The sequence below is a fragment of the Pseudomonas sp. AL03 genome, from assembly GCF_029960815.1.
GTDB lineage: Bacteria > Pseudomonadota > Gammaproteobacteria > Pseudomonadales > Pseudomonadaceae > Aquipseudomonas.
The window spans coordinates 37635-56603 of record NZ_JASBRE010000014.1 but is presented as its reverse complement, the minus strand read 5'-3'; the positions used below and the strand labels follow the sequence as shown (position 1 = coordinate 56603).

The following is an 18969-nucleotide window of genomic DNA, read 5'->3' as shown; positions in this document are numbered from 1 at the left end:
GGCGAAACCGGCGGGTCACAAAGCGGAAAAAAGTCGAAACTTTTGCCGCTCGTGACGAGTCAGGTTAAAGGTAGGTGCGTTGCGACTGGTGCAATCCTTGCAGCGTCTACTCCAGCCATTCTGCTTCAACGCATTGGCAGCGCTTGCTCTCCGATGCGTAGCGCGTTTGCGCCCGGCCACAGGAATTGGCCACGAAATACCGTTTGTGCCAGACCTAAGAATTAGATCAACAACACGGGAGATTCATATGATCAGTGCGGCTTTAGATATTCAGGGAGAATGTGCTCATCAGCAGGTCGGCGAAACGAGCACTGTGAGCGCGCCAAGTCACCAATCGGTCAGCGTCCCAGGCACCAGGACGCTGTCACCAGTGGCCAGTCAGAACCCCAACAAGAAGAAAGTGCTGTTCGTCACCTCGGAGATCGCCGACCTGGTGAAAACCGGTGGTCTGGGCGACGTTTCCGCCGCGCTACCGCGAGCCATGGCGCATCTGCATGATGTGCGTGTGCTGATTCCCGGTTACCCGGAAGTGCTGAACAGCGAAAACCCGATTCATATCATTGGTGAGCTCGGTGGTCACGCCGCGTTGCCCCCCTGCAAGATCGGGCGCATGGACATGCCCGACGGTCTGGTGATTTACGTGTTGATCTGCCCCGAACTTTACGAGCGCGAAGGTTCGCCTTACGGTGCCAACAACGGCCGCGACTGGCCGGACAACCACATTCGTTTCGCCCGCCTGGGTCTGGCGGCCGCCGACATTGCCGCCAATCTTGCACAAATTCACTGGTGCCCGGACCTGGTACACGCCCATGACTGGCCTGCCGGTCTGGCGCCCGCTTACATGCACTGGCGTGGACAACGCACGCCGACGCTGTTCACGATTCATAACCTCGCCTATCAGGGCGTGACCAGTCTTGGGTCCTGCCCGGAACTGGGTATTCCCATGCATGCCTTGCAACAGGAAGGCATGGAGTTCTACGGCAAGATGTCATTTCTCAAGGCCGGCATGGCCTATTCGAGCCACATCACCACCGTCAGCGCCACCTATGCCCAGGAAATCACCACCCCGGCCTTCGGCTGCGGTCTCGACGGTTTTCTCGCCGCCAAGACCCAGCAAGGTCTGCTCAGTGGTATTCCCAATGGCATCGATGAGAGTTGGGACGCGGCCACCGACACGCACCTGTTTCGCCCGTTCAGCATCGGCGACTGGGATGGCAAAGCGGTCAACGCTGCCCACGTTCGTGAGCTGTTTGGTCTGGACGATAGCGAAGGTCCGTTGTTCGCCGTGGTGTCGCGACTGGTGTATCAGAAGGGCCTGGACCTGACCGAAGCTGTCTCCGACTACATCGTCAAATCTGGCGGGCAGATCGCAATCATCGGTCGTGGCGAGCCGGAAGAAGAACAAGCCATGCGTGAACTGGCCCTGCGCTTTCCAGGCCAGATCAGCGTGCGCATCGGTTTCAACGAAACCGACGCCCGTCGCATGTTCGCCGGCAGTGACTTCCTGCTGATGCCTTCGCGTTACGAGCCTTGCGGCTTGAGCCAAATGTACGCCCAGCGTTTCGGTTCGTTGCCGGTAGCACGCAACACCGGCGGTTTGGCCGACACCATTGAAAACGGCGTGACCGGTTTCCTGTTCGACGAATCGACGGCCGAGAGCTATCAGGAAGCCCTGAGCCGGGCCTTCAAGGTGTTTGCCTTCCCCGACCTGCTCAACGCCATGCGTTGCCGCGCCATGGCGGCGCCTTTCAACTGGTGCAAAGCAGTCGAACCGTACGCCGAACTCTATGAAAAGCTAGTCACTAAGGCATTGGGTAAATCGAGCAAACATTAAGAGGTTTTCATAGATGCCGTTACGGACCCTTGAGACCTGGCCCCACGGCGCAATCATGCTGGACGCAGAACACACGCGTTTTGCCTTGTGGGCGCCAGATGCGTTTTACGTCAGTGTCGAACTGGAAGATGGACCATCCTTGCCGCTAGTGCCTCAGGCCGATGGCTGGTTCGTGATCAAGACCCGCTGCCCCGCCGGCACGCGTTACCGCTACAACATCGATGGGGAGCTTGCGGTGCCCGACCCGGCCTCACGCGCGCAGGCCGGCGATATCGATCGCCACAGCGTGGTGGTCGATCCACTTGCTTATCAATGGCAACACAGCGACTGGCTCGGTCGGCCGTGGAATGAGGCGGTGATCTACGAATTACACGTCGGTGCGCTCGGCGGCTTCAGTGACGTCGAGCAGCACCTGGCGCGCCTCGCGGAGCTGGGCATCAGCGCAATCGAATTGATGCCGCTGGCGCAGTTCCCCGGTGATCGCAATTGGGGTTACGACGGGGTTCTGCCCTACGCCCCCCAAGCCTCATACGGCACTCCCGAACAACTCAAACACCTGATCGACACCGCCCACGGCCATGGCCTGGCGGTGATTCTCGACGTGGTCTACAACCACTTCGGCCCGGACGGCAACTACCTGCATCGCTACGCCAAGGGCTTCTTCCGCGAAGACAAGCACACGCCTTGGGGTGCGGCGATCGACTTCCGGCGGCGCGAGGTGCGGGACTTCTTCATCGACAATGCGTTGATGTGGTTGCTGGAGTACCGCTTCGACGGTTTGCGCCTGGATGCGGTGCACGCCATCGAAGACCCGGACTTTCTTCAGGAACTGGCGCAGCGGATCCGGCAGCAGACCGATCCGGCGCGGCATGTGTGGCTGACGGTCGAGAACGAACACAACCAGGCCAGCTTGCTGCAAGAAGGGTTCGACGCGCAGTGGAACGATGACGGCCACAATGCCTTGCACGTGCTGCTGACCGGCGAAACCGACGCCTATTACGCCGACTATGCGCAAAACCCCACTGAGCAACTGGCGCGATGCCTGAGCCAGGGCTTTGTGTTTCAGGGCCACGTGACCCGTCACGGTACAACCCGTGGCGAGCCCAGCGGTCATTTGCCGCCCAGTGCTTTCGTGTTGTTTCTGCAAAATCACGACCAGATCGGCAATCGCGCATTTGGCGAACGACTGCACCAACTGGCCAACCCCGACGCGCTAAAGGCAGCCACGGCATTGCTGCTGTTGTCACCGATGATCCCGCTCATGTTCATGGGCGACGAGTTCGCCGCCGAGCAACCGTTCCTGTTCTTCACCAGCCATCACGGTGAACTGGCGGAGTTGGTGCGCGAGGGGCGACGTAACGAGTTTGCCGCGTTCAGCGCCTTTACCGACCCTCATAAACGCGAACAGATCCCCGATCCGAACGCGCAACAGACCTTTGAAGCGTCCCGGCCCAAACTGACAGCCACTCGACAATCGCCCATGCAAGACCTGTATCACCACCTGCTGCGGATTCGCCATGAGCAAATCGTCCCCTATCTGCCCGGTGCTCAGGCCTTGGGTGCCGAGGTACTGGCCGAGGGTGCTGTGACTGCACGGTGGCGACTGGGCAACGGCAGTGAGCTGCGCATTGACCTGAACCTCAGCGACAAGCCTGTGGTCCATTCCCCACAGGCCGGTGCTTCGTTGTTGTATGAACATCCCTCGAAGTCCGCCGACCTGCTGGATCAGGGCACCCTTGCTCCGTATTGCGCGCTAGTCAGCCTCACGGCCGCGGCCCCTATGCTACCCCGGATGGAGAGCGCCAATGAGTGATGCGCAACTGGAAATACTGGCCAGCCGAGCTGGCCTGGCTGTCGACTGGATCGACGCCAATGGCCGCCCACAGAAAGTCGCTCCATCAGTGTTACGCAACGTTCTTACCGGACTCGGCCACCCGGCCGGCACCGCCCAGGAAATCGACGTCAGCCTGCTGGAACTGCAACAGGTGCAACAGACCCGGCATCTACCGCCGCTACTCACCGCAGATTTCGGCGTCGGCCTCAGCCTGGCGCATTACTTTGAGCCTGAAACACCGTGCGAGATCCACCTTGAAGATGGCTCGCGGCTCAACCTGAAACTGGATGCCGAGGCGATTCTGCCCGGCCTGGTCCCGGTCGGTTATCAGCACGTCAACATTGATGGACAATCATTTACCTTGGCCGTCGCGCCGACGCGCTGCTACAGCGTCGGCGATGCCGTCGACAGTCCGATCCCGCGTGCCTGGGGCCTGAGCGTGCAGCTGTACTCACTGCGTCGCACCGGCGATGGTGGGTTCGGCGATACCCAGGCGCTGGAAGACCTGGCCCGTGTGGCCGGCGAACGCGGTGCCGAAGCGTTGGCGATCAGTCCGTTGCATGCGATGTTCAGCAATGACACCCAGCGTTACAGCCCTTATTCGCCGTCCAGCCGTTTGTTTCTCAACAGCCTTTACGCCGCACCGGGCGCCATCCTGGGCGAACGAGCGTTGCGGACCGCGATTGATGCAACTGGCCTGGCGGCAGAACTCCAGCACCTCGAAGCATCGCCGTTGATTGATTGGCCGGTGGCGGCCGAAGCCAAACATCGACTGTTACAGGCGTTGTACGAAGGGTTTGTCCAGGGCGAACACCCGTTGCATGAGGACTTCAGCAGCTTCCGCCATGCTGCTGGCGAAGCCCTGGAAAACCACTGTCGCTTCGAAGCCGTTCAGGAGACCCGCGCCGCCAAGGGCGAAAACCTCGACTGGCGGCAGTGGCCCGAGCAATGGCAAGACCCGCGCAGCGCTGCCCTGGCCGAATTCGCCGAAGAGTACGCCGCACGCATCGGCTTCTTTGCCTTCTGCCAATGGTTGATCACGCGCTGCCTGGAGCGCGCACAAACCGCCGCTCGCAGCAGCGGCATGAGCATTGGTCTGATTGCCGATCTGGCCGTCGGTGCCGATGGCGGTGGCAGCCAGGCCTGGAGTCGCCAGGACGAATTGCTCGTCTCGCTGACCGTGGGGGCACCCCCGGACATCCTCAACCGCACGGGTCAGGGCTGGGGGATTTCCGCGTTCTCGCCCGAAGGCCTGGTACGCAACGGCTTTCGCGCATTCATTGAAATGCTCCGGGCCAACTTCGCCCACGCCGGTGGCCTGCGCATTGATCACGTCATGGGCCTGCAACGGCTGTGGGTGATTCCCAATGGCGCGTCACCCGCCGACGGCGCCTACCTCTATTACCCGGTGGACGACCTGCTGCGTTTGCTGACCCTCGAGTCCCATCGTCATCAGGCCATCGTCCTCGGTGAAGACCTCGGCACCGTGGCGGATGGTCTGCGAGAAAAGCTTGTCGCGCGTTCGATCCTTGGCATGCGCGTGCTGCTGTTCGAACAGAACAACGCGCACTTCAAAACGATTCTCGACTGGCCGGACAACGCCCTCGCGACCACCAGCACCCATGACCTGCCGACGCTCAATGGCTGGTGGCATGGCCGCGATATCGACTGGACCGCCCGACTGGGTCTGGTCGACGCCCCGGCTGAAATCGAATGGCGCCACCACCGCGAACGTGAGCGCGAAGGCCTGCGTCGGGTGTTGAGCGAGGATCCGCAAAATTTTCGCGAAGAGTCCCATGAAACCGATCAGGTGCTCGACGCCGCGATACGTTTCCTCGGTCATACCCGAGCGCCGCTGGTGTTGCTGCCGCTGGAAGATGCCTTGGGCATCGAACAGCAGGCCAATTTGCCCGGCACCACCGACACGCACCCCAACTGGTCCCGACGTTTGCCCGGCAACAGCGAAGCCTTGCTCGACGACCCGGACGCCGCCCGACGCCTGGAACTGCTCGCCTGTGCGCGACTTCAGGCGGCCGAGCGTGACCAATGAATCAAACGGTTATCCAACCGCTGCGGGCGACGCAGCGGCTGCAATTTCATAAAGGCTTCACGCTGGACGATGCGGTGCCGCTGGTGCCGTATTTCGCCAGCCTCGGCATCAGCCATGTCTACGCGTCGCCACTGCTGAGCGCCCGCGCCGGTTCCATGCACGGCTACGACGTCGTCGACCCGACCACCGTCAACCCGGAGCTGGGCGGCGAAGCGGCGTTGCGGCGTTTGGTCAGTGCATTGCGCGAACAGAACATGGGGCTGATCCTCGACATCGTCTCCAACCACATGGCCGTCGGCGGTGGCGACAATCCCTGGTGGCAGGATTTGCTGGAATGGGGACGTCTGAGCCCCTACGGCGAGTTCTTCGATATCCAGTGGCATTCGCCCGATCCGTTGATGACAGGCCAGTTGCTCTTGCCCTTCCTCGGCAGCGACTACGGCATCGCCTTGCAAGACGGCACCCTGCCCTTGCGCTTCGATGCGCAGAAGGGCGCGTTTTATGTCGAGCACTATGAGCATCACTTCCCGATCTGCCCGACCCATTACGGTGAATTGCTCAGGACCGATGACCCACTGACCGCCGAAGCGCTCAAATCGTTGGCAGACCGTTTCAGCACCCTGAGCTACCAGACCGACGCCCATAGTCTGGCGATACCGCTGAAAGCAGAGCTGCGTGAACTGGCCAGTGATCCGGCGATGCTGCAAGCCATCCAGCAAAACCTCAGCGCTTACGACTCGCTCACCGCCGACGGTTTCCACCGTCTGCACGTGTTGCTTGAACACCAAAGCTATCGCCTGGCCAGTTGGCGCACAGCGGCTGATGACATCAACTGGCGGCGTTTCTTCGATATCAACGAACTGGGCGGCCTGCGCGTCGAACGCCCCGCCGTGTTCGAAGCCACTCACGCGAAAATCTTCGAACTGGTGGCCGATGGTTTGGTCGACGGTCTGCGCATCGACCACATCGACGGCCTCGCTGACCCTCGGGGTTACTGCCGCAAACTGCGGCGGCGGGTCGACAGCCTGTCGCCGGATCGGCACCTGCCGATCTACGTCGAGAAGATCCTCGGCGAAGGCGAAACCCTGCACCGTGACTGGTCGGTGGATGGCACCACGGGTTACGAGTTCATGAATCAGTTGTCGCTGCTGCAACATGCTCCCGAAGGTGCCCACACCTTGGGCGAACTGTGGAATCGATACAGCGAACGGCCCGCCGATTTCCGTCAGGAAGCGCAACTGGCCCGCCAGCAGATCCTCAACGGCTCCCTTGCCGGAGATTTCGAAAGCGTCGCCCAGGCCCTGTTGCAAGTGGCCCGTGATGACCTGATGACGCGCGACCTGACCCTCGGTGCGATTCGTCGGGCGTTGCAGGAACTGATCGTGCATTTCCCGGTGTACCGCACCTATATCAGCCCCCGTGGCCGCTCGCCTGAAGACGATGTGTTTTTCCAGCAGGCCATGGACGGTGCCAGGCTTACCCTCAGCGAGGCCGATTGGCCGGTGCTCGATTGCCTGGCCACCTGGCTGGGTGGCGAATCATGGCGCAAACGTCCGTTGGGCGGGCCGCGCAAGATGCTCAAGCATGCCTGTGTACGTTTTCAGCAACTGACGTCGCCGGCGGCGGCGAAGGCCGTGGAAGACACCGCGTTCTATCGCTCAGCGACGTTGCTGTCGCGCAATGACGTGGGGTTCAGCACCGAGCAGTTCAGCGCGCCGGTGGCCGATTTCCATGCGGCTTGCGCCAATCGCCTCGAAGCATTTCCCGATAATTTGCTGACCACTGCGACCCACGACCACAAACGCGGTGAAGACACCCGTGCGCGCCTGGCGGTATTGAGCGAGCGCAGTGCCTGGTACGCCGAGCAAGTACCGCTCTGGCAGGCCCTCGCCCGGCCTCTGCGCGACGACGACCAAATGCCGACGACGGGTGATGAGTTGATCCTCTATCAAGCGATCCTCGGCAGTTGGCCGCTCGATTTGCGCAGTGACGATCAAGCAGCGCTTGAGCACTACACTCAACGTGTGTGGCAGTGGCAACAGAAAGCCTTGCGCGAAGCCAAGTTGCAAAGCAGCTGGAGCGCGCCGAACGAGGCTTACGAACAAGCGGTTCAGCAATTCTTGCAGCGACTATTGCTGAGCCCTGAAGGCGAACTGTTGCGCGCGGCCCTATGCAAAGCGGCCAAAAGCATCGCCGTCCCCGGCGCACTCAATGGATTGGCGCAAACCTTGCTGCGCATGACCGTGCCGGGGGTGCCGGACCTTTATCAGGGGGCCGAGTACTGGGACTTTTCGCTGGTCGATCCGGACAACCGCCGGCCGGTGGATTACGCCAGCCGTCAGCAGTCCATGCGGGCGCCGTGGGAATTGTCTGAGCTGCTGACTGACTGGCGGGACGGGCGCATCAAGCAAACCCTGATCGCTCGTACGTTAAACCTGCGGCTCGAGCACACCGAGCTGTTTCGGCGAGGGACGTATCAAGCCCTTGAAGTCGTCGGCAGCCAGGCTCATCGGGTGCTGGCATTTGCTCGCTCGCTGCAAGGAAAACGAGCCATCGTGATCGTACCGATACGCTGCGCCGAATGGCTGAAAAACAGTGCCAAACCACGGATTGACGCGCCGCTGTGGGGCGATACACGGGTCAAATTACCATTCACCACCCCTAATGAAAGTTTGAAGGGACTTTTTTCCAGCGTGGCAGTCACACCCCACAGGGAGCTGGACATCAGCGCCGCGCTGGGGGATTTCCCGATCAATCTTTTTATCCAAACCACCCCAACTTGAGTTCAGTTCAGGAGCATTGCGATGAGTACCGACGATAAACGCATCCGCGAATTTGCCTATCAGATCTGGGAATCGGAAGGAAAACCCGAGGGTCACGAAGCCCGCCACTGGGAGATGGCCCGCAAACTGGCTGAAGCCGAAGCCCTGGCACCGAGCAAGGCGCCAAAAGCCGCTGGCAGCAAAACCGCCGGCGCCAAGGCCCCAGCCAACAAATCCAGCAATGGCAAGGCTGCCGAGCCAAAAGCCAAAACCAAAGCCGCCGCGGCATCGAAGGTGATCCCGCCGGGCGGAAAAGCCACCGAAAAAAAGCCTCGAGCAGCGCGTAAACCGCCCGCTGTCTGACGCCTTTCACCGTTGACCCGATTGAATTCGTGGTGAGCCCGCTCGCCACCGAGGGCTCGCTCGCCCTCAAAAAAAACCAGAGCCAAGAACTGTCCCCCCTTTGCAGGAGCACCTATGACCAGTCCAAAAATAGCCGCGCCAGAACCTCACGTCGAGGCCTCGCGAATCCGTGAAGGCTTGCCCTTCCCGCTGGGCGCGAACTGGGATGGCCTAGGGGTCAACTTTGCCTTGTTTTCCGCCAACGCCACCAAGGTCGAGCTGTGCATCTTCGATGATGCCGGCGAGGTCGAACTGGAACGTATCGAACTGCCGGAATACACCGACGAGATCTACCACGGCTACCTGCCCGACGCCCATCCCGGGATGATCTACGGCTACCGTGTCTACGGCGCGTACGACCCGGTCAACGGTCATCGCTTCAACCACAACAAACTGCTGATTGACCCCTACGCCAAACAATTGGTTGGCCAGTTGAAATGGTCCGAAGCGTTGTTCGGCTACACCATCGGCCACCCCGACGCCGACCTCAGTTTCGATGAACGCGACAGCGCCCCGTTTGTACCCAAGTGCAAGGTGATCGACCCGGCCCACACCTGGGGCCACGACCATCGGGTCAGCGTGCCGTGGGACAAGACGATCATTTATGAAACTCACGTACGCGGCATCAGCATGCGTCACCCTTCCGTCCCCGAGAATGTGCGTGGCACCTTCGCCGGGTTGATGGTCGATGACGTGCTGGAACACATCCGCAAGCTCGGCGTGTCGACGGTGGAACTGCTGCCGATTCATGCCTTCGTCAACGACCAGCATCTGTTGCACAAAGGCATGACCAATTACTGGGGCTACAACAGCATCGCGTTCTTCGCCCCCGACCCGCGCTACCTGGCCAGCGGCAAGATCGCCGAGTTCAAGGAGATGGTCGCGCACCTGCACGAAGCCAATCTTGAAGTGATCCTCGACGTGGTCTACAACCACACCGCCGAGGGCAATGAGCAAGGCCCGACCCTGTCCATGCGCGGCATCGACAACGCCTCCTATTACCGCTTGATGCCCGACGACAAGCGCTTCTACATCAACGATTCCGGCACCGGCAACACCCTGGACCTGAGTCACCCGTGCGTACTGCAAATGGTCACCGATTCCCTGCGCTACTGGGCTTCGGAAATGCACGTGGACGGTTTCCGCTTCGACCTGGCGACCATTCTCGGGCGCTACCACGATGGCTTTGACGAACGTCACAGCTTCCTCGTCGCCTGCCGCCAGGACCCGGTGCTGCGCCAGGTGAAGATGATTGCAGAAGCCTGGGATTGCGGCCCTGGTGGTTATCAGGTCGGTAACTTTCCGCCGGGCTGGGTTGAGTGGAATGACAAATTCCGTGACACCGTGCGTGCGTTCTGGAAAGGCGACGACGGCCAACTGGCGGACTTCGCCAGTCGCATGACCGCTTCCGGCGAGATGTTCAATCAGCGGGGTCGGCGGCCGTATGCCTCGGTCAACTTCATCACCGCCCACGACGGTTTCACCCTTAACGACCTGGTGTCGTACAACGACAAACACAACGAAGCGAACGACGAGGACAATCAGGACGGCAGCAACAACAACCTGTCCTGGAACCACGGCGTCGAAGGCCCGACCGACGATCCCGAGATCAATGAGCTGCGTCAGCGGCAGATGCGCAACTTCTTCGCCACGCTGCTGCTGTCCCAGGGCACGCCGATGCTGGTGGCCGGCGACGAATTCGCCCGTACCCAGGAGGGCAACAACAACGCCTATTGCCAGGACAGCGAAATCGGTTGGGTCAACTGGGACCTGAGCGAAGACGGCAAGTCCCTGCTCAAGTTCGTTAAGCGCCTGATCAAGTTACGCCTGGCTTACCCGATCCTGCGTCGCGGGCGGTTCCTGGTGGGCAATTACAACGAGGACATCGGCGTCAAGGACGTCACCTGGCTCGCGCCGGATGGCAGCGAAATGTCCATAGAGCAATGGGAGGAAGGCCATGGCCGCTGCCTCGGCATGCTGCTCGATGGCCGCGCCCAGGAAACCGGTATCCGCCGCAAGGGCGCCGACGCCACCCTGCTGCTGGTGGTAAACGCGCATCACGACATCGTCAATTTCCTTCTGCCAGAAGTACCCGACGGCGGTTTCTGGACCTGCATGATCGACACCAATCAACCGTCGATTCGGGGCCAGGAACGCTTCGAGTTCGGTCACGAGTATTCGGTCACCGGCCGTTCGCTGCTGCTGTTCGAATTGCAGCGTGAGGAAGAAGAGTGAAATGGACCTTCAGGGATTTCTCCAGCGTCAGCCAGCGGATTACGCCGACACTCAAGCCTTAGGCCGGTGCCTGCGCGCGCTGGTGAAGGCGGGTCTCGATCAGCTTCCGATGCCCGGTGGTGGCCAGACACTGGAGCGATTTCAGCGTCTGGCCGAGGTCGGGGGTCATGATCTGGGGTTGTGCAAGTTGTACGAGGGCCATACCGACGCCTTGGCGATCATCCAGCAACTCGGCGGTTCGCCGACGCCTTCCAGTACGTGGGGCATGTGGGCGGCAGAACCACCGCAAGCGCGAGTGCGGGTCAGTCAGGGTCAGAGGGTGGCGTTGAATGGGCGCAAAGCCTGGTGTTCGGGTGCTGCGGTGTTGAGTCACGCCTTGCTCACGGCGTGGGATGAACACGACCGACAACAACTGGTCGCGGTGGCGCTGGACCAACCCGGCGTGACGGTCACTGATCAGGGCTGGCAAGCCGTGGGCATGAGCGCCACCGCCAGCGTCGAGGTGCTGTTTGAAGGCGCTGAAGCGCGAGCCATTGGCAACCCTGGCGACTACCTGCAACGGCCAGGCTTCTGGCAAGGCGGGATCGGTATTGCCGCTTGCTGGTACGGCGCAGCGCAGAGCATCGCCGAGCGCCTGCGCCGTCACTGCGCACGCAGTGAAGAACCCCACGCCCTCGCTCACCTGGGCGCGGTCGACAGCGCGTTGCATGCCGCCGCCCAAGTGTTGCGGACCAGCGCACTGACCATCGACGCCGCCCCCCTGGGCGACGCCGAACGTTTGGCCCGCCGCGCCCGCGCGGTGGTTGAACAGTCCGCCGAACAGGTCATCCGGCATGTCGGCCGCGCGCTCGGAGCCGGCCCCTATTGCAAGGACCGACAGTTCGCCCGACTGATCGCCGACCTGCCGGTATTCCTGCGTCAAAGCCATGCCGAACGGGATCTCACCGCGCTTGGGCAGCAGGTTCTGACGGAGACATGGATGTTATGAAAACCAACCCCATCGTCGGCCAGGGAACGCCTCTGCATCTATGGCAAACCTCACACCATCTGGCGCAGTTGCCAGTGACTGACATCCTGACACTGGTACCGCAAGGCTCGCGTGCAGTGATCATCGCCCCCCACCCGGACGACGAAGTGCTGGGGTGCGGCGGCTTCCTGCAGTTACTCGCCGCGGCTGGTCGGCCGCTGCAACTGATCTCCGTCACCGATGGCAGCGCCAGCCATCCCGGTTCCGAGCGCTGGCCGGTGGAACGCTTGAGCGTGGTCCGTCCGCAGGAGTCGGCCCAGGCTCTGCGTCGACTCGGCCTGCCGCTGCACAGCCTGAAATGGCTGCGCGGTGGTTTTGCCGACAGTCAGGTGGCGGCACGGGAAGTCGAGTTGTGCGAGTTCATCGAACGTCATCTGCGGCCCAACGATGTGGTCTTCACCACGTGGCGCGAAGACGGCCATTGTGATCACGAGGCTGTGGGGCGTGCCAGTGCCGAGGCGGCAAAACGGGTGGGTGCGATGCTGCATGAACTGCCCGTCTGGACCTGGCACTGGGCGACCCCCGAAGACAGTTTCGTGCCTTGGCACCGGGCGCGGAAGATTCTGTTGGCCCCAGCGCTGGTGGCGCGCAAACGGCACGCCATTCATGCCTTCGCCAGCCAACTGGAGGGCGACCCGCACATCGGCTTGCCACCGGTGCTGGCGCCCTATGTTTTGGACCGGTTACTGCAACCGTTTGAAGTGGTGTTTCTATGAGCGTCGAGGATCGCTATTTCGACGGTTTGTTCGCCGGCAACGACGACCCCTGGGCTTTCCGTCAGCGCTGGTACGAACAGCGCAAACGCGCCATAACGTTGGCCGCGTTGCCCCGGCCGCATTACCGCGCGATCTTCGAGCCGGGTTGCGCCAACGGGGAGTTGAGCGCTGATCTGGCGACGCGCTGCGATCGCCTGTTGTGTTGCGATACCGCAGCCGCCGCCGTGGCGCTGGCTCGGACGCGGCTGAGCCTGTTCGACCACGCCGAAGTCCGCCAAAGCCGCGTGCCGGGAGATTGGCCAAACGAACAGTTCGACCTGATCCTGCTCAGCGAAGTCGGCTATTACCTAAACGCCGAAGACCTCAAGTGCCTGATCGAATACGCCACCCGGTCACTGACCGCCGACGGCCAACTCCTGGCCTGCCACTGGCGCCCACCGATCGATGGCTGCCCGCTCAATGCCCGGCAGGTCCATGACTTACTCCATGAACAGTTGCACTGGCCGCGCTTGGTCCTGCATCAGGAGTCCGATTTCCTGTTGGAACTCTGGAGCCGGGAACCGCGCTCCGTGGCCGCTCTGGAGGGCTTGCGATGATTGGCATTTTGATCCCGGCGCATAACGAAGAAGACTTGCTCGAAGAGTGTCTGCAAGCCGCTCTGCTCGCAGCGCAACATGAGTTGCTGAACGGTGAAACGGTCGAAGTGCTGGTGGTACTCGACAGTTGCACCGATCGCTCATCAGAGATTGTCGGCAGCTATCCGGTGCACAGCCTCAAGATCGAGGCGCGTAACGTCGGCCAGGCCCGCGCCGCCGGTGCGCGGTTTCTACTGGATCGAGGGGTGCGCTGGATTTCCTGCTCCGATGCGGACAGCCGGGTTGCCCATGACTGGCTGGTGGCTCAATTGGCCCTCGGCGCCGACGCGGTGTGTGGCACGGTCACGGTGGATGCGTGGCACGCGTCATTCGATGAGTCGGCGCAAACTCGCTATCACCAGCACTATCAGGCACGAGAAGGTCATCGGCATATTCACGGTGCCAATCTGGGGATTAGCGCTGACGCTTACCGGCGTGCCGGTGGCTTCGAACCGCTGGCCAGCGACGAAGATGTGCAACTGGTGCGGCAACTCGAACGCTGCGGGGCGAAGATTGCCTGGAGCCAACGTCCACAGGTGCTCACCAGTGCCCGACTGGACAGTCGTGCTCGGGGGGGATTTGGCGATTTCCTGCGAGACAGGGTGCAGGTCGGATAGAAAACGTACTGGATGGAACATCGAGGCGACGAATAGCCCTACATGAGCAATACTCTGCTCGCGGCAATCCAGGGTTTGGAGCGCTGCACATTGCGATCAACGAGAACAAGGACGTCGCCCATGAAATTGGTTTCCATCAGCGAAAGCAGCCTGCCAGCACAGATCTGGAACAGCGCCCCACAACTGGACAACATTCCTGTCATCAGCACTCAGACCCTGGTTCCCGCCGGCGCTCGCGCTGTGGTGATAGCCCCGCATCCCGGCGATGAAGTCGTGACCTGCGGCGGCCTGCTGCAGTTACTCAGCTCCCTGGGTCATCCTCTGCAATTGATCTCGATTACCGACGGCAGCGCCAGCCATCCGGGCTCGCAACAGTGGTCGGAGAAACGCTTGAGCGTGTTCCGCCCCCAGGAAAGCCTCGAAGCCTTGCGCCGGCTCGGGTTGCCGATGCACAGCCTGAAGTGGATTCGCGGCGGCTTCACCGACAACGCCCTGGCCGAACGGGAGTTTCAATTAACTCAATTCATTGCCCGTTATTTACGCCCCGGGGATGTGGTGTTCAGCACCTGGTGCAAGGATGGCAATGTCGACCATGAAGCCGTCGGCCGGGCCAGCGTCAAGGCCGCGGCCATGGTCGGCGCGTCGTTCAACGAAGTACCGGTCTGGGCCTGGCACTGGCCAACTCGTGAACGAGGGCTCATCCCGTGGCATCGTGCGCGCAAGGTGCGCCTGGATACCTGGACCGTCGCGCGTAAAAGCCACGCCACCCACGCCTACGCCAGCCAGCTCGACGGCGAACCGGCCATCGGCCTCGCCCCACTGCTGCCCCCGGTGCTTCTGGAGCGGATGCGGTTGCCTTATGAAATTGTCTTCGTCTGACATAGCCCTGTAGCAGCTGTCGAGCTTGCGAGGCTGCGTTCGGCTGCGCAGCAGTCGTCATCCAGAACATGCAGTTCGCCTGACACACCGCATTGCCGGGTCTTACGACTGCTGCGCAGCCGAACGCAGCCTCGCAAGCTCGACAGCTGCTACAGCTTTCAGTGAACGGTTATTACGACGAATCGCGCTGAACTGCCCGCCCCCGTATCAGTCGCATACATAAGCAGCCCTGATTCAGAGGAGTGAACGTGACCAGTGATTCCAAGTGGCAGGCCGTCGAATCATCTCCATTGAACACGCCCCCGGCGATTGATCGACTGAGAGTGCTGACAGTCAACACCCACAAGGGCTTTACCGCACTTAACCGACGTTTCATTCTCCCGGAACTGCGTGAAGCGGTACGCAGCACGTCGGCGGATCTGGTGTTCCTGCAGGAAGTCGTCGGTGAACACGACCGCCATTCCTCTCGCTACAACGAGTGGCCGCAGACCTCACAGTACGAGTTTCTGGCCGACAGTATGTGGAGCGACTTCGCCTACGGTCGCAACGCGGTCTACCCCAACGGCCACCACGGCAATGCCCTGTTATCGAAATACCCGATCCGCGAACACCGTAACCTAGACGTCTCGATCACCGGCCCCGAACGTCGCGGCCTGCTGCATTGCGTACTGGACGTACCGGGCCACACCGAAGTCCATGCGATCTGCGTTCACTTGAGTCTGCTGGAAAGCCATCGCCAACTGCAGCTCGAGCTACTTTGCCAACTGCTCGAATCGTTACCCGACGATGCGCCAGTGATTATCGCCGGCGACTTCAACGACTGGCAGCTGCAAGGCAACACAGCCCTCGCCCGACGTGACTACCTGCATGAAGCCTTCGAGCGTCACCACGGTCGCCCGGCGAAAACCTATCCAGCACGCTTTCCGCTGCTGCGCCTGGATCGGATCTATCTGCGCAATGCCAGCAGTCATGAGCCGCGAATACTGGGGCACAAGCCGTGGACGCACCTGTCGGATCATTTGCCGTTGGCGGTGGAAGTACACCTCTGAAGTACTTTTTTCGACAGACCACTCGTCAGCAACGCCACCCCGGGCGAAAAACACGTCTACACCTTAAGCAGCTGAAGGAGCAGTTGATTCAACTCGTTAGGATGCAGGTCTCACGCAGTTTATGAACTTCACTTGATGGCTTGATTGAAGATCCGGCGAACGATTCAAGGATGATTTCCCGAAAAATTCGGTAGGGATACACTATGAATCGTTACGCCCGATTGCTGCAGGCATTGCCGCAGATACTCGCTGTACCCACTTCGTTGCTGATGTTCGTCAGCCCTCCCGTTTCCGCCGCTTGCACCTTGATCGCAGGGCCCGGAAACGATGCATTCACCTGTGACAGCGGCACCAGCGCTGCACTCACGGACCTCTCGGGCAGTAACAGCCTGACCTTCCCCGCCAGCGGCACTGGCCGTATCAATGGCAACGTGACGTTCGGCGCGGGCAGCGACACCGTCGAGATGAATTCCGGCACACTCGCCGGCGCACTGGACCAAGGAGCCGGCGCCGACCGCCTGCTTATCACAGGCGGGTTGATTACCGGCGCCGTCAGCCAGGGCAATGGAATCGATGATTTTGTGATGACTGGCGGCACTATTCAGTCCCTCGCTCAAGGCGACAATCGCGATACCTTTCTGATGACCGGCGGTACCATCGTCGGCGCCTTCGAGGATGGTGACGTCGCCCGCATGATGGGCGGGACCATCGGCCGGGTCGACATGAAACTCGACAACAATATTTTTAACCTGTCGGGCGGCCAGATCCAGGGCAATCTGGTCACCGGTTTCGGTACCGACACCATTACCGTTTCTGGCGGACGGATTGGCGGCAACATCAGCGTCAGCGGCGGCAACGACAGCATTACCGTGACGGGCGGCGAAATCATGGGCGAGATCCGCGCCAGTACCGGCAATGACACGCTGGTCTGGGACGGTGGCGGCATCATCCGCTCGGCGATCCTGTTGGCCGAAGGCAACGACCGTGTGACCCTGCGCAATCTGAGCGAAAGCACCCTCGCCCTGACCCCGGGCATCGACGGCGGCAGTGGCAACGATGTGCTGATTTTCGATCATGTCAGCTCAGCCACCCCTGCCCGCTATATCAACTGGGAGACGGTCAATCTGAACAATGGTTCGCAACTGGACCTCGCCGGAAACTTTATTCTGGGCGACGCCGCCAGCGGCACCGGGGTGTTCTCTATTGATAGCAGCAGTACACTGACATCTGCCCAAGGCAGCATCACGCCCGCTGTGGCGGGCCAATTTGCGACCTTGAACAACGCCGGGGTGATCGACCTGAGCAGCGGCAATACCCGCACCAATGACACCCTGACCGTGCAAGGCAATTACGCGGGCAACGGCGGCCAGTTGCTGTTGCAGAGCGTGGTGAGAGACGACAACTCGCCCAGCGACAAACTGGTGGTGAACGATGGGACATTGACTGGTAGCACATTGATCACGGTCACCAATCTGGGCGGAACCGGCGGGTTGACGCAGCAGAACGGTATTGAGTTGGTGCAGGCTCAAGGCACTGCTGTCAGCACCCCCGATGCGTTTGCGCTCAAAGGTCCGATATCTGCGGGTGCCTTCGATTACTACCTGTTCAAGGGTGGCGTTACCGCAGGCAGCGAAAACAGTTGGTATTTGCGCTCTGCCGTTGTGGCCCCCGCGACCGTCACCCTCCCAAACCCGGATCCGGCCTTGCCACCGATTGTCGTCCCGGTCGTCGCATCGCCAGTGGCCGCACTCGCTCCCGCCGGCAGTCCACCGCTACCGGTTTTACCGGCAGCCGTACCGGGCGCGTCACCGATTCCGCTGTACCGCCCCGAGGTCCCGACCTGGTCGGTACTGCCACCCGCTGCCGCGCAACTGACCCTGAATGCACTCGGCACTTTCCATGATCGCCAAGGCGATCAGCGCCTGCTCAACGAAACCGGGGCCTTTGGCGCTGGCTGGGGCCGGGTCTACGGCAAGAACGTCGATCAGACCTGGGCCGGCACCGTAACGCCAAGGCTCGACGGTTCGCTCAGCGGTTTCCAGGTGGGTAACGATGTGTACAGCTCACAGACTTCCAATGGACAGACCCAGCGCATTGGTTTTTTTGTCGGGCATACGCGTTTGCAGGGTGATGTCGACGGTTTCAACCAAGGCTTTGAAGACAAGCGCGCTGGCAAAGTGGAACTTGAAGGCGACAGTTATGGCTTGTACTGGACGTTGACCGATCCCAAGGGCTGGTACGTCGACACCGTCATCATGGGCACCCGGCTCGACGGTGACAGCCACTCCGAACGCGGCCTCAAACTGGATAACCGAGGCCACGCCTTGACTGTTTCGGCGGAAACCGGCTATCCGATTCAAGTGACGGGCAACTGGGTGGTTGAACCCCAGGCGCAGGTCATCCATCAAAAAGTCTCGCTGGACAGCCAGGACGACGGCATTTCCCACGTCTCATTCGACTCCGACGGTGCCTGGACCGGTCGCCTCGGCGCTCGACTCAAAGGCCACTACCAAGTCAGTGGACGACCACTGGAACCTTATATACGAGCCAACCTGTGGCACACCCTTTCCGGGACCGACTCGGTAACGTTCGACGGCGCGGACCGGATCGATACCGAGCAAAAATCGTCATCGGCCGACCTCGGTGTCGGCGTTGTGCTTAGCCTCGCGAAAACCGTGAGCGTGTATGGCGGAGTCGGCTACACCAGTAATATCGACAGTAATCAGCGGCGCGGAACGGCTGCAAATGTCGGTGTCAGGGTGAGTTGGTAGACCGGTAGCCCACTATCAAAACCGCTCTGGAACGCGGTTTTTTTGACGATTTTTCGAACAAACAAGAACTTAGATGTATGGCGTAAATCAGTCACTTGCGAGTCTTAAAAAACACATACCATTTATCGGCCATTTTCTTGACGCGATGTCAAGGGTCT

General features: G+C 61.0%; 13 protein-coding genes. All 13 read left to right on the top strand.

Annotated features, from left to right (window positions below):
* Positions 1-247 precede the first annotated feature (247 nt).
* The 13 genes from glgA to QK293_RS15195 all read left to right on the top strand — a co-directional run bounded on the left by glgA (position 248) and on the right by QK293_RS15195 (position 18811).
* Entirely contained in the window at positions 248-1834 is a 1587-nt protein-coding gene (gene glgA / locus QK293_RS15255) for a glycogen synthase GlgA (protein WP_282378300.1), read from the top strand.
* 13 nt (positions 1835-1847) lie between these two features.
* Positions 1848-3647, top strand: coding sequence for a malto-oligosyltrehalose trehalohydrolase (gene treZ, locus QK293_RS15250; protein WP_282378297.1), 1800 nt, complete (start codon positions 1848-1850; stop codon positions 3645-3647).
* Positions 3640-5718, top strand: a complete 2079-nt coding sequence (gene malQ, locus QK293_RS15245; protein ID WP_282378295.1) for a 4-alpha-glucanotransferase — start codon at positions 3640-3642, stop codon at positions 5716-5718. Before treZ ends, malQ begins: the two co-directional genes overlap by 8 nt.
* Positions 5715-8501, top strand: coding sequence for a malto-oligosyltrehalose synthase (locus tag QK293_RS15240; protein WP_282378293.1), 2787 nt, complete (start codon positions 5715-5717; stop codon positions 8499-8501). The genes malQ and QK293_RS15240 overlap by 4 nt, the downstream gene beginning before the upstream one ends.
* Positions 8502-8522: 21 nt before the next feature.
* A complete protein-coding gene (locus QK293_RS15235) occupies positions 8523-8843 on the top strand; it encodes a DUF2934 domain-containing protein (protein WP_282378291.1) in 321 nt (106 codons plus the stop codon).
* Positions 8844-8957: 114 nt separating this feature from the next.
* Entirely contained in the window at positions 8958-11117 is a 2160-nt protein-coding gene (glgX, locus tag QK293_RS15230; protein WP_282378289.1) for a glycogen debranching protein GlgX, read from the top strand.
* A 1-nt stretch (position 11118) separates the two neighbouring features.
* On the top strand, positions 11119-12105 hold the full coding sequence (locus tag QK293_RS15225) for an acyl-CoA dehydrogenase family protein (RefSeq protein WP_282378287.1): 987 nt from the start codon (positions 11119-11121) through the stop codon (positions 12103-12105).
* On the top strand, positions 12102-12860 hold the full coding sequence (locus tag QK293_RS15220; protein ID WP_282378284.1) for a PIG-L family deacetylase: 759 nt from the start codon (positions 12102-12104) through the stop codon (positions 12858-12860). The genes QK293_RS15225 and QK293_RS15220 overlap by 4 nt, the downstream gene beginning before the upstream one ends.
* The gene (locus QK293_RS15215) at positions 12857-13456 is read left to right on the top strand and encodes an SAM-dependent methyltransferase (protein ID WP_282378282.1); all 600 of its coding nucleotides are present in this window, start codon (positions 12857-12859) and stop codon (positions 13454-13456) included. Before QK293_RS15220 ends, QK293_RS15215 begins: the two co-directional genes overlap by 4 nt.
* On the top strand, positions 13453-14112 hold the full coding sequence (locus QK293_RS15210) for a glycosyltransferase (RefSeq protein WP_282378280.1): 660 nt from the start codon (positions 13453-13455) through the stop codon (positions 14110-14112). Before QK293_RS15215 ends, QK293_RS15210 begins: the two co-directional genes overlap by 4 nt.
* Positions 14113-14232: 120 nt before the next feature.
* Positions 14233-14991, top strand: a complete 759-nt coding sequence (locus tag QK293_RS15205; protein WP_282378277.1) for a PIG-L family deacetylase — start codon at positions 14233-14235, stop codon at positions 14989-14991.
* A 248-nt stretch (positions 14992-15239) separates the two neighbouring features.
* On the top strand, positions 15240-16040 hold the full coding sequence (locus tag QK293_RS15200; RefSeq protein WP_282378273.1) for an endonuclease/exonuclease/phosphatase family protein: 801 nt from the start codon (positions 15240-15242) through the stop codon (positions 16038-16040).
* 203 nt (positions 16041-16243) lie between these two features.
* A complete protein-coding gene (locus QK293_RS15195) occupies positions 16244-18811 on the top strand; it encodes an autotransporter outer membrane beta-barrel domain-containing protein (RefSeq protein WP_282378272.1) in 2568 nt (855 codons plus the stop codon).
* Positions 18812-18969 lie beyond the last annotated feature (158 nt).

Bases quoted from the DNA above. Each gene is read 5' to 3' on its own strand.
- glgA (WP_282378300.1), top strand. From the start codon at position 248: ATGATCAGTGCGGCTTTAGATATTCAGGGAGAATGTGCTCATCAGCAG.
- QK293_RS15195 (WP_282378272.1), top strand. From the start codon at position 16,244: ATGAATCGTTACGCCCGATTGCTGCAGGCATTGCCGCAGATACTCGCT.
- QK293_RS15215 (WP_282378282.1), top strand. From the start codon at position 12,857: ATGAGCGTCGAGGATCGCTATTTCGACGGTTTGTTCGCCGGCAACGAC.
- QK293_RS15235 (WP_282378291.1), top strand. From the start codon at position 8,523: ATGAGTACCGACGATAAACGCATCCGCGAATTTGCCTATCAGATCTGG.
- treZ (WP_282378297.1), top strand. From the start codon at position 1,848: ATGCCGTTACGGACCCTTGAGACCTGGCCCCACGGCGCAATCATGCTG.
- QK293_RS15240 (WP_282378293.1), top strand. From the start codon at position 5,715: ATGAATCAAACGGTTATCCAACCGCTGCGGGCGACGCAGCGGCTGCAA.
- QK293_RS15220 (WP_282378284.1), top strand. From the start codon at position 12,102: ATGAAAACCAACCCCATCGTCGGCCAGGGAACGCCTCTGCATCTATGG.
- QK293_RS15205 (WP_282378277.1), top strand. From the start codon at position 14,233: ATGAAATTGGTTTCCATCAGCGAAAGCAGCCTGCCAGCACAGATCTGG.
- malQ (WP_282378295.1), top strand. From the start codon at position 3,640: ATGAGTGATGCGCAACTGGAAATACTGGCCAGCCGAGCTGGCCTGGCT.
- QK293_RS15225 (WP_282378287.1), top strand. From the start codon at position 11,119: ATGGACCTTCAGGGATTTCTCCAGCGTCAGCCAGCGGATTACGCCGAC.
- glgX (WP_282378289.1), top strand. From the start codon at position 8,958: ATGACCAGTCCAAAAATAGCCGCGCCAGAACCTCACGTCGAGGCCTCG.
- QK293_RS15210 (WP_282378280.1), top strand. From the start codon at position 13,453: ATGATTGGCATTTTGATCCCGGCGCATAACGAAGAAGACTTGCTCGAA.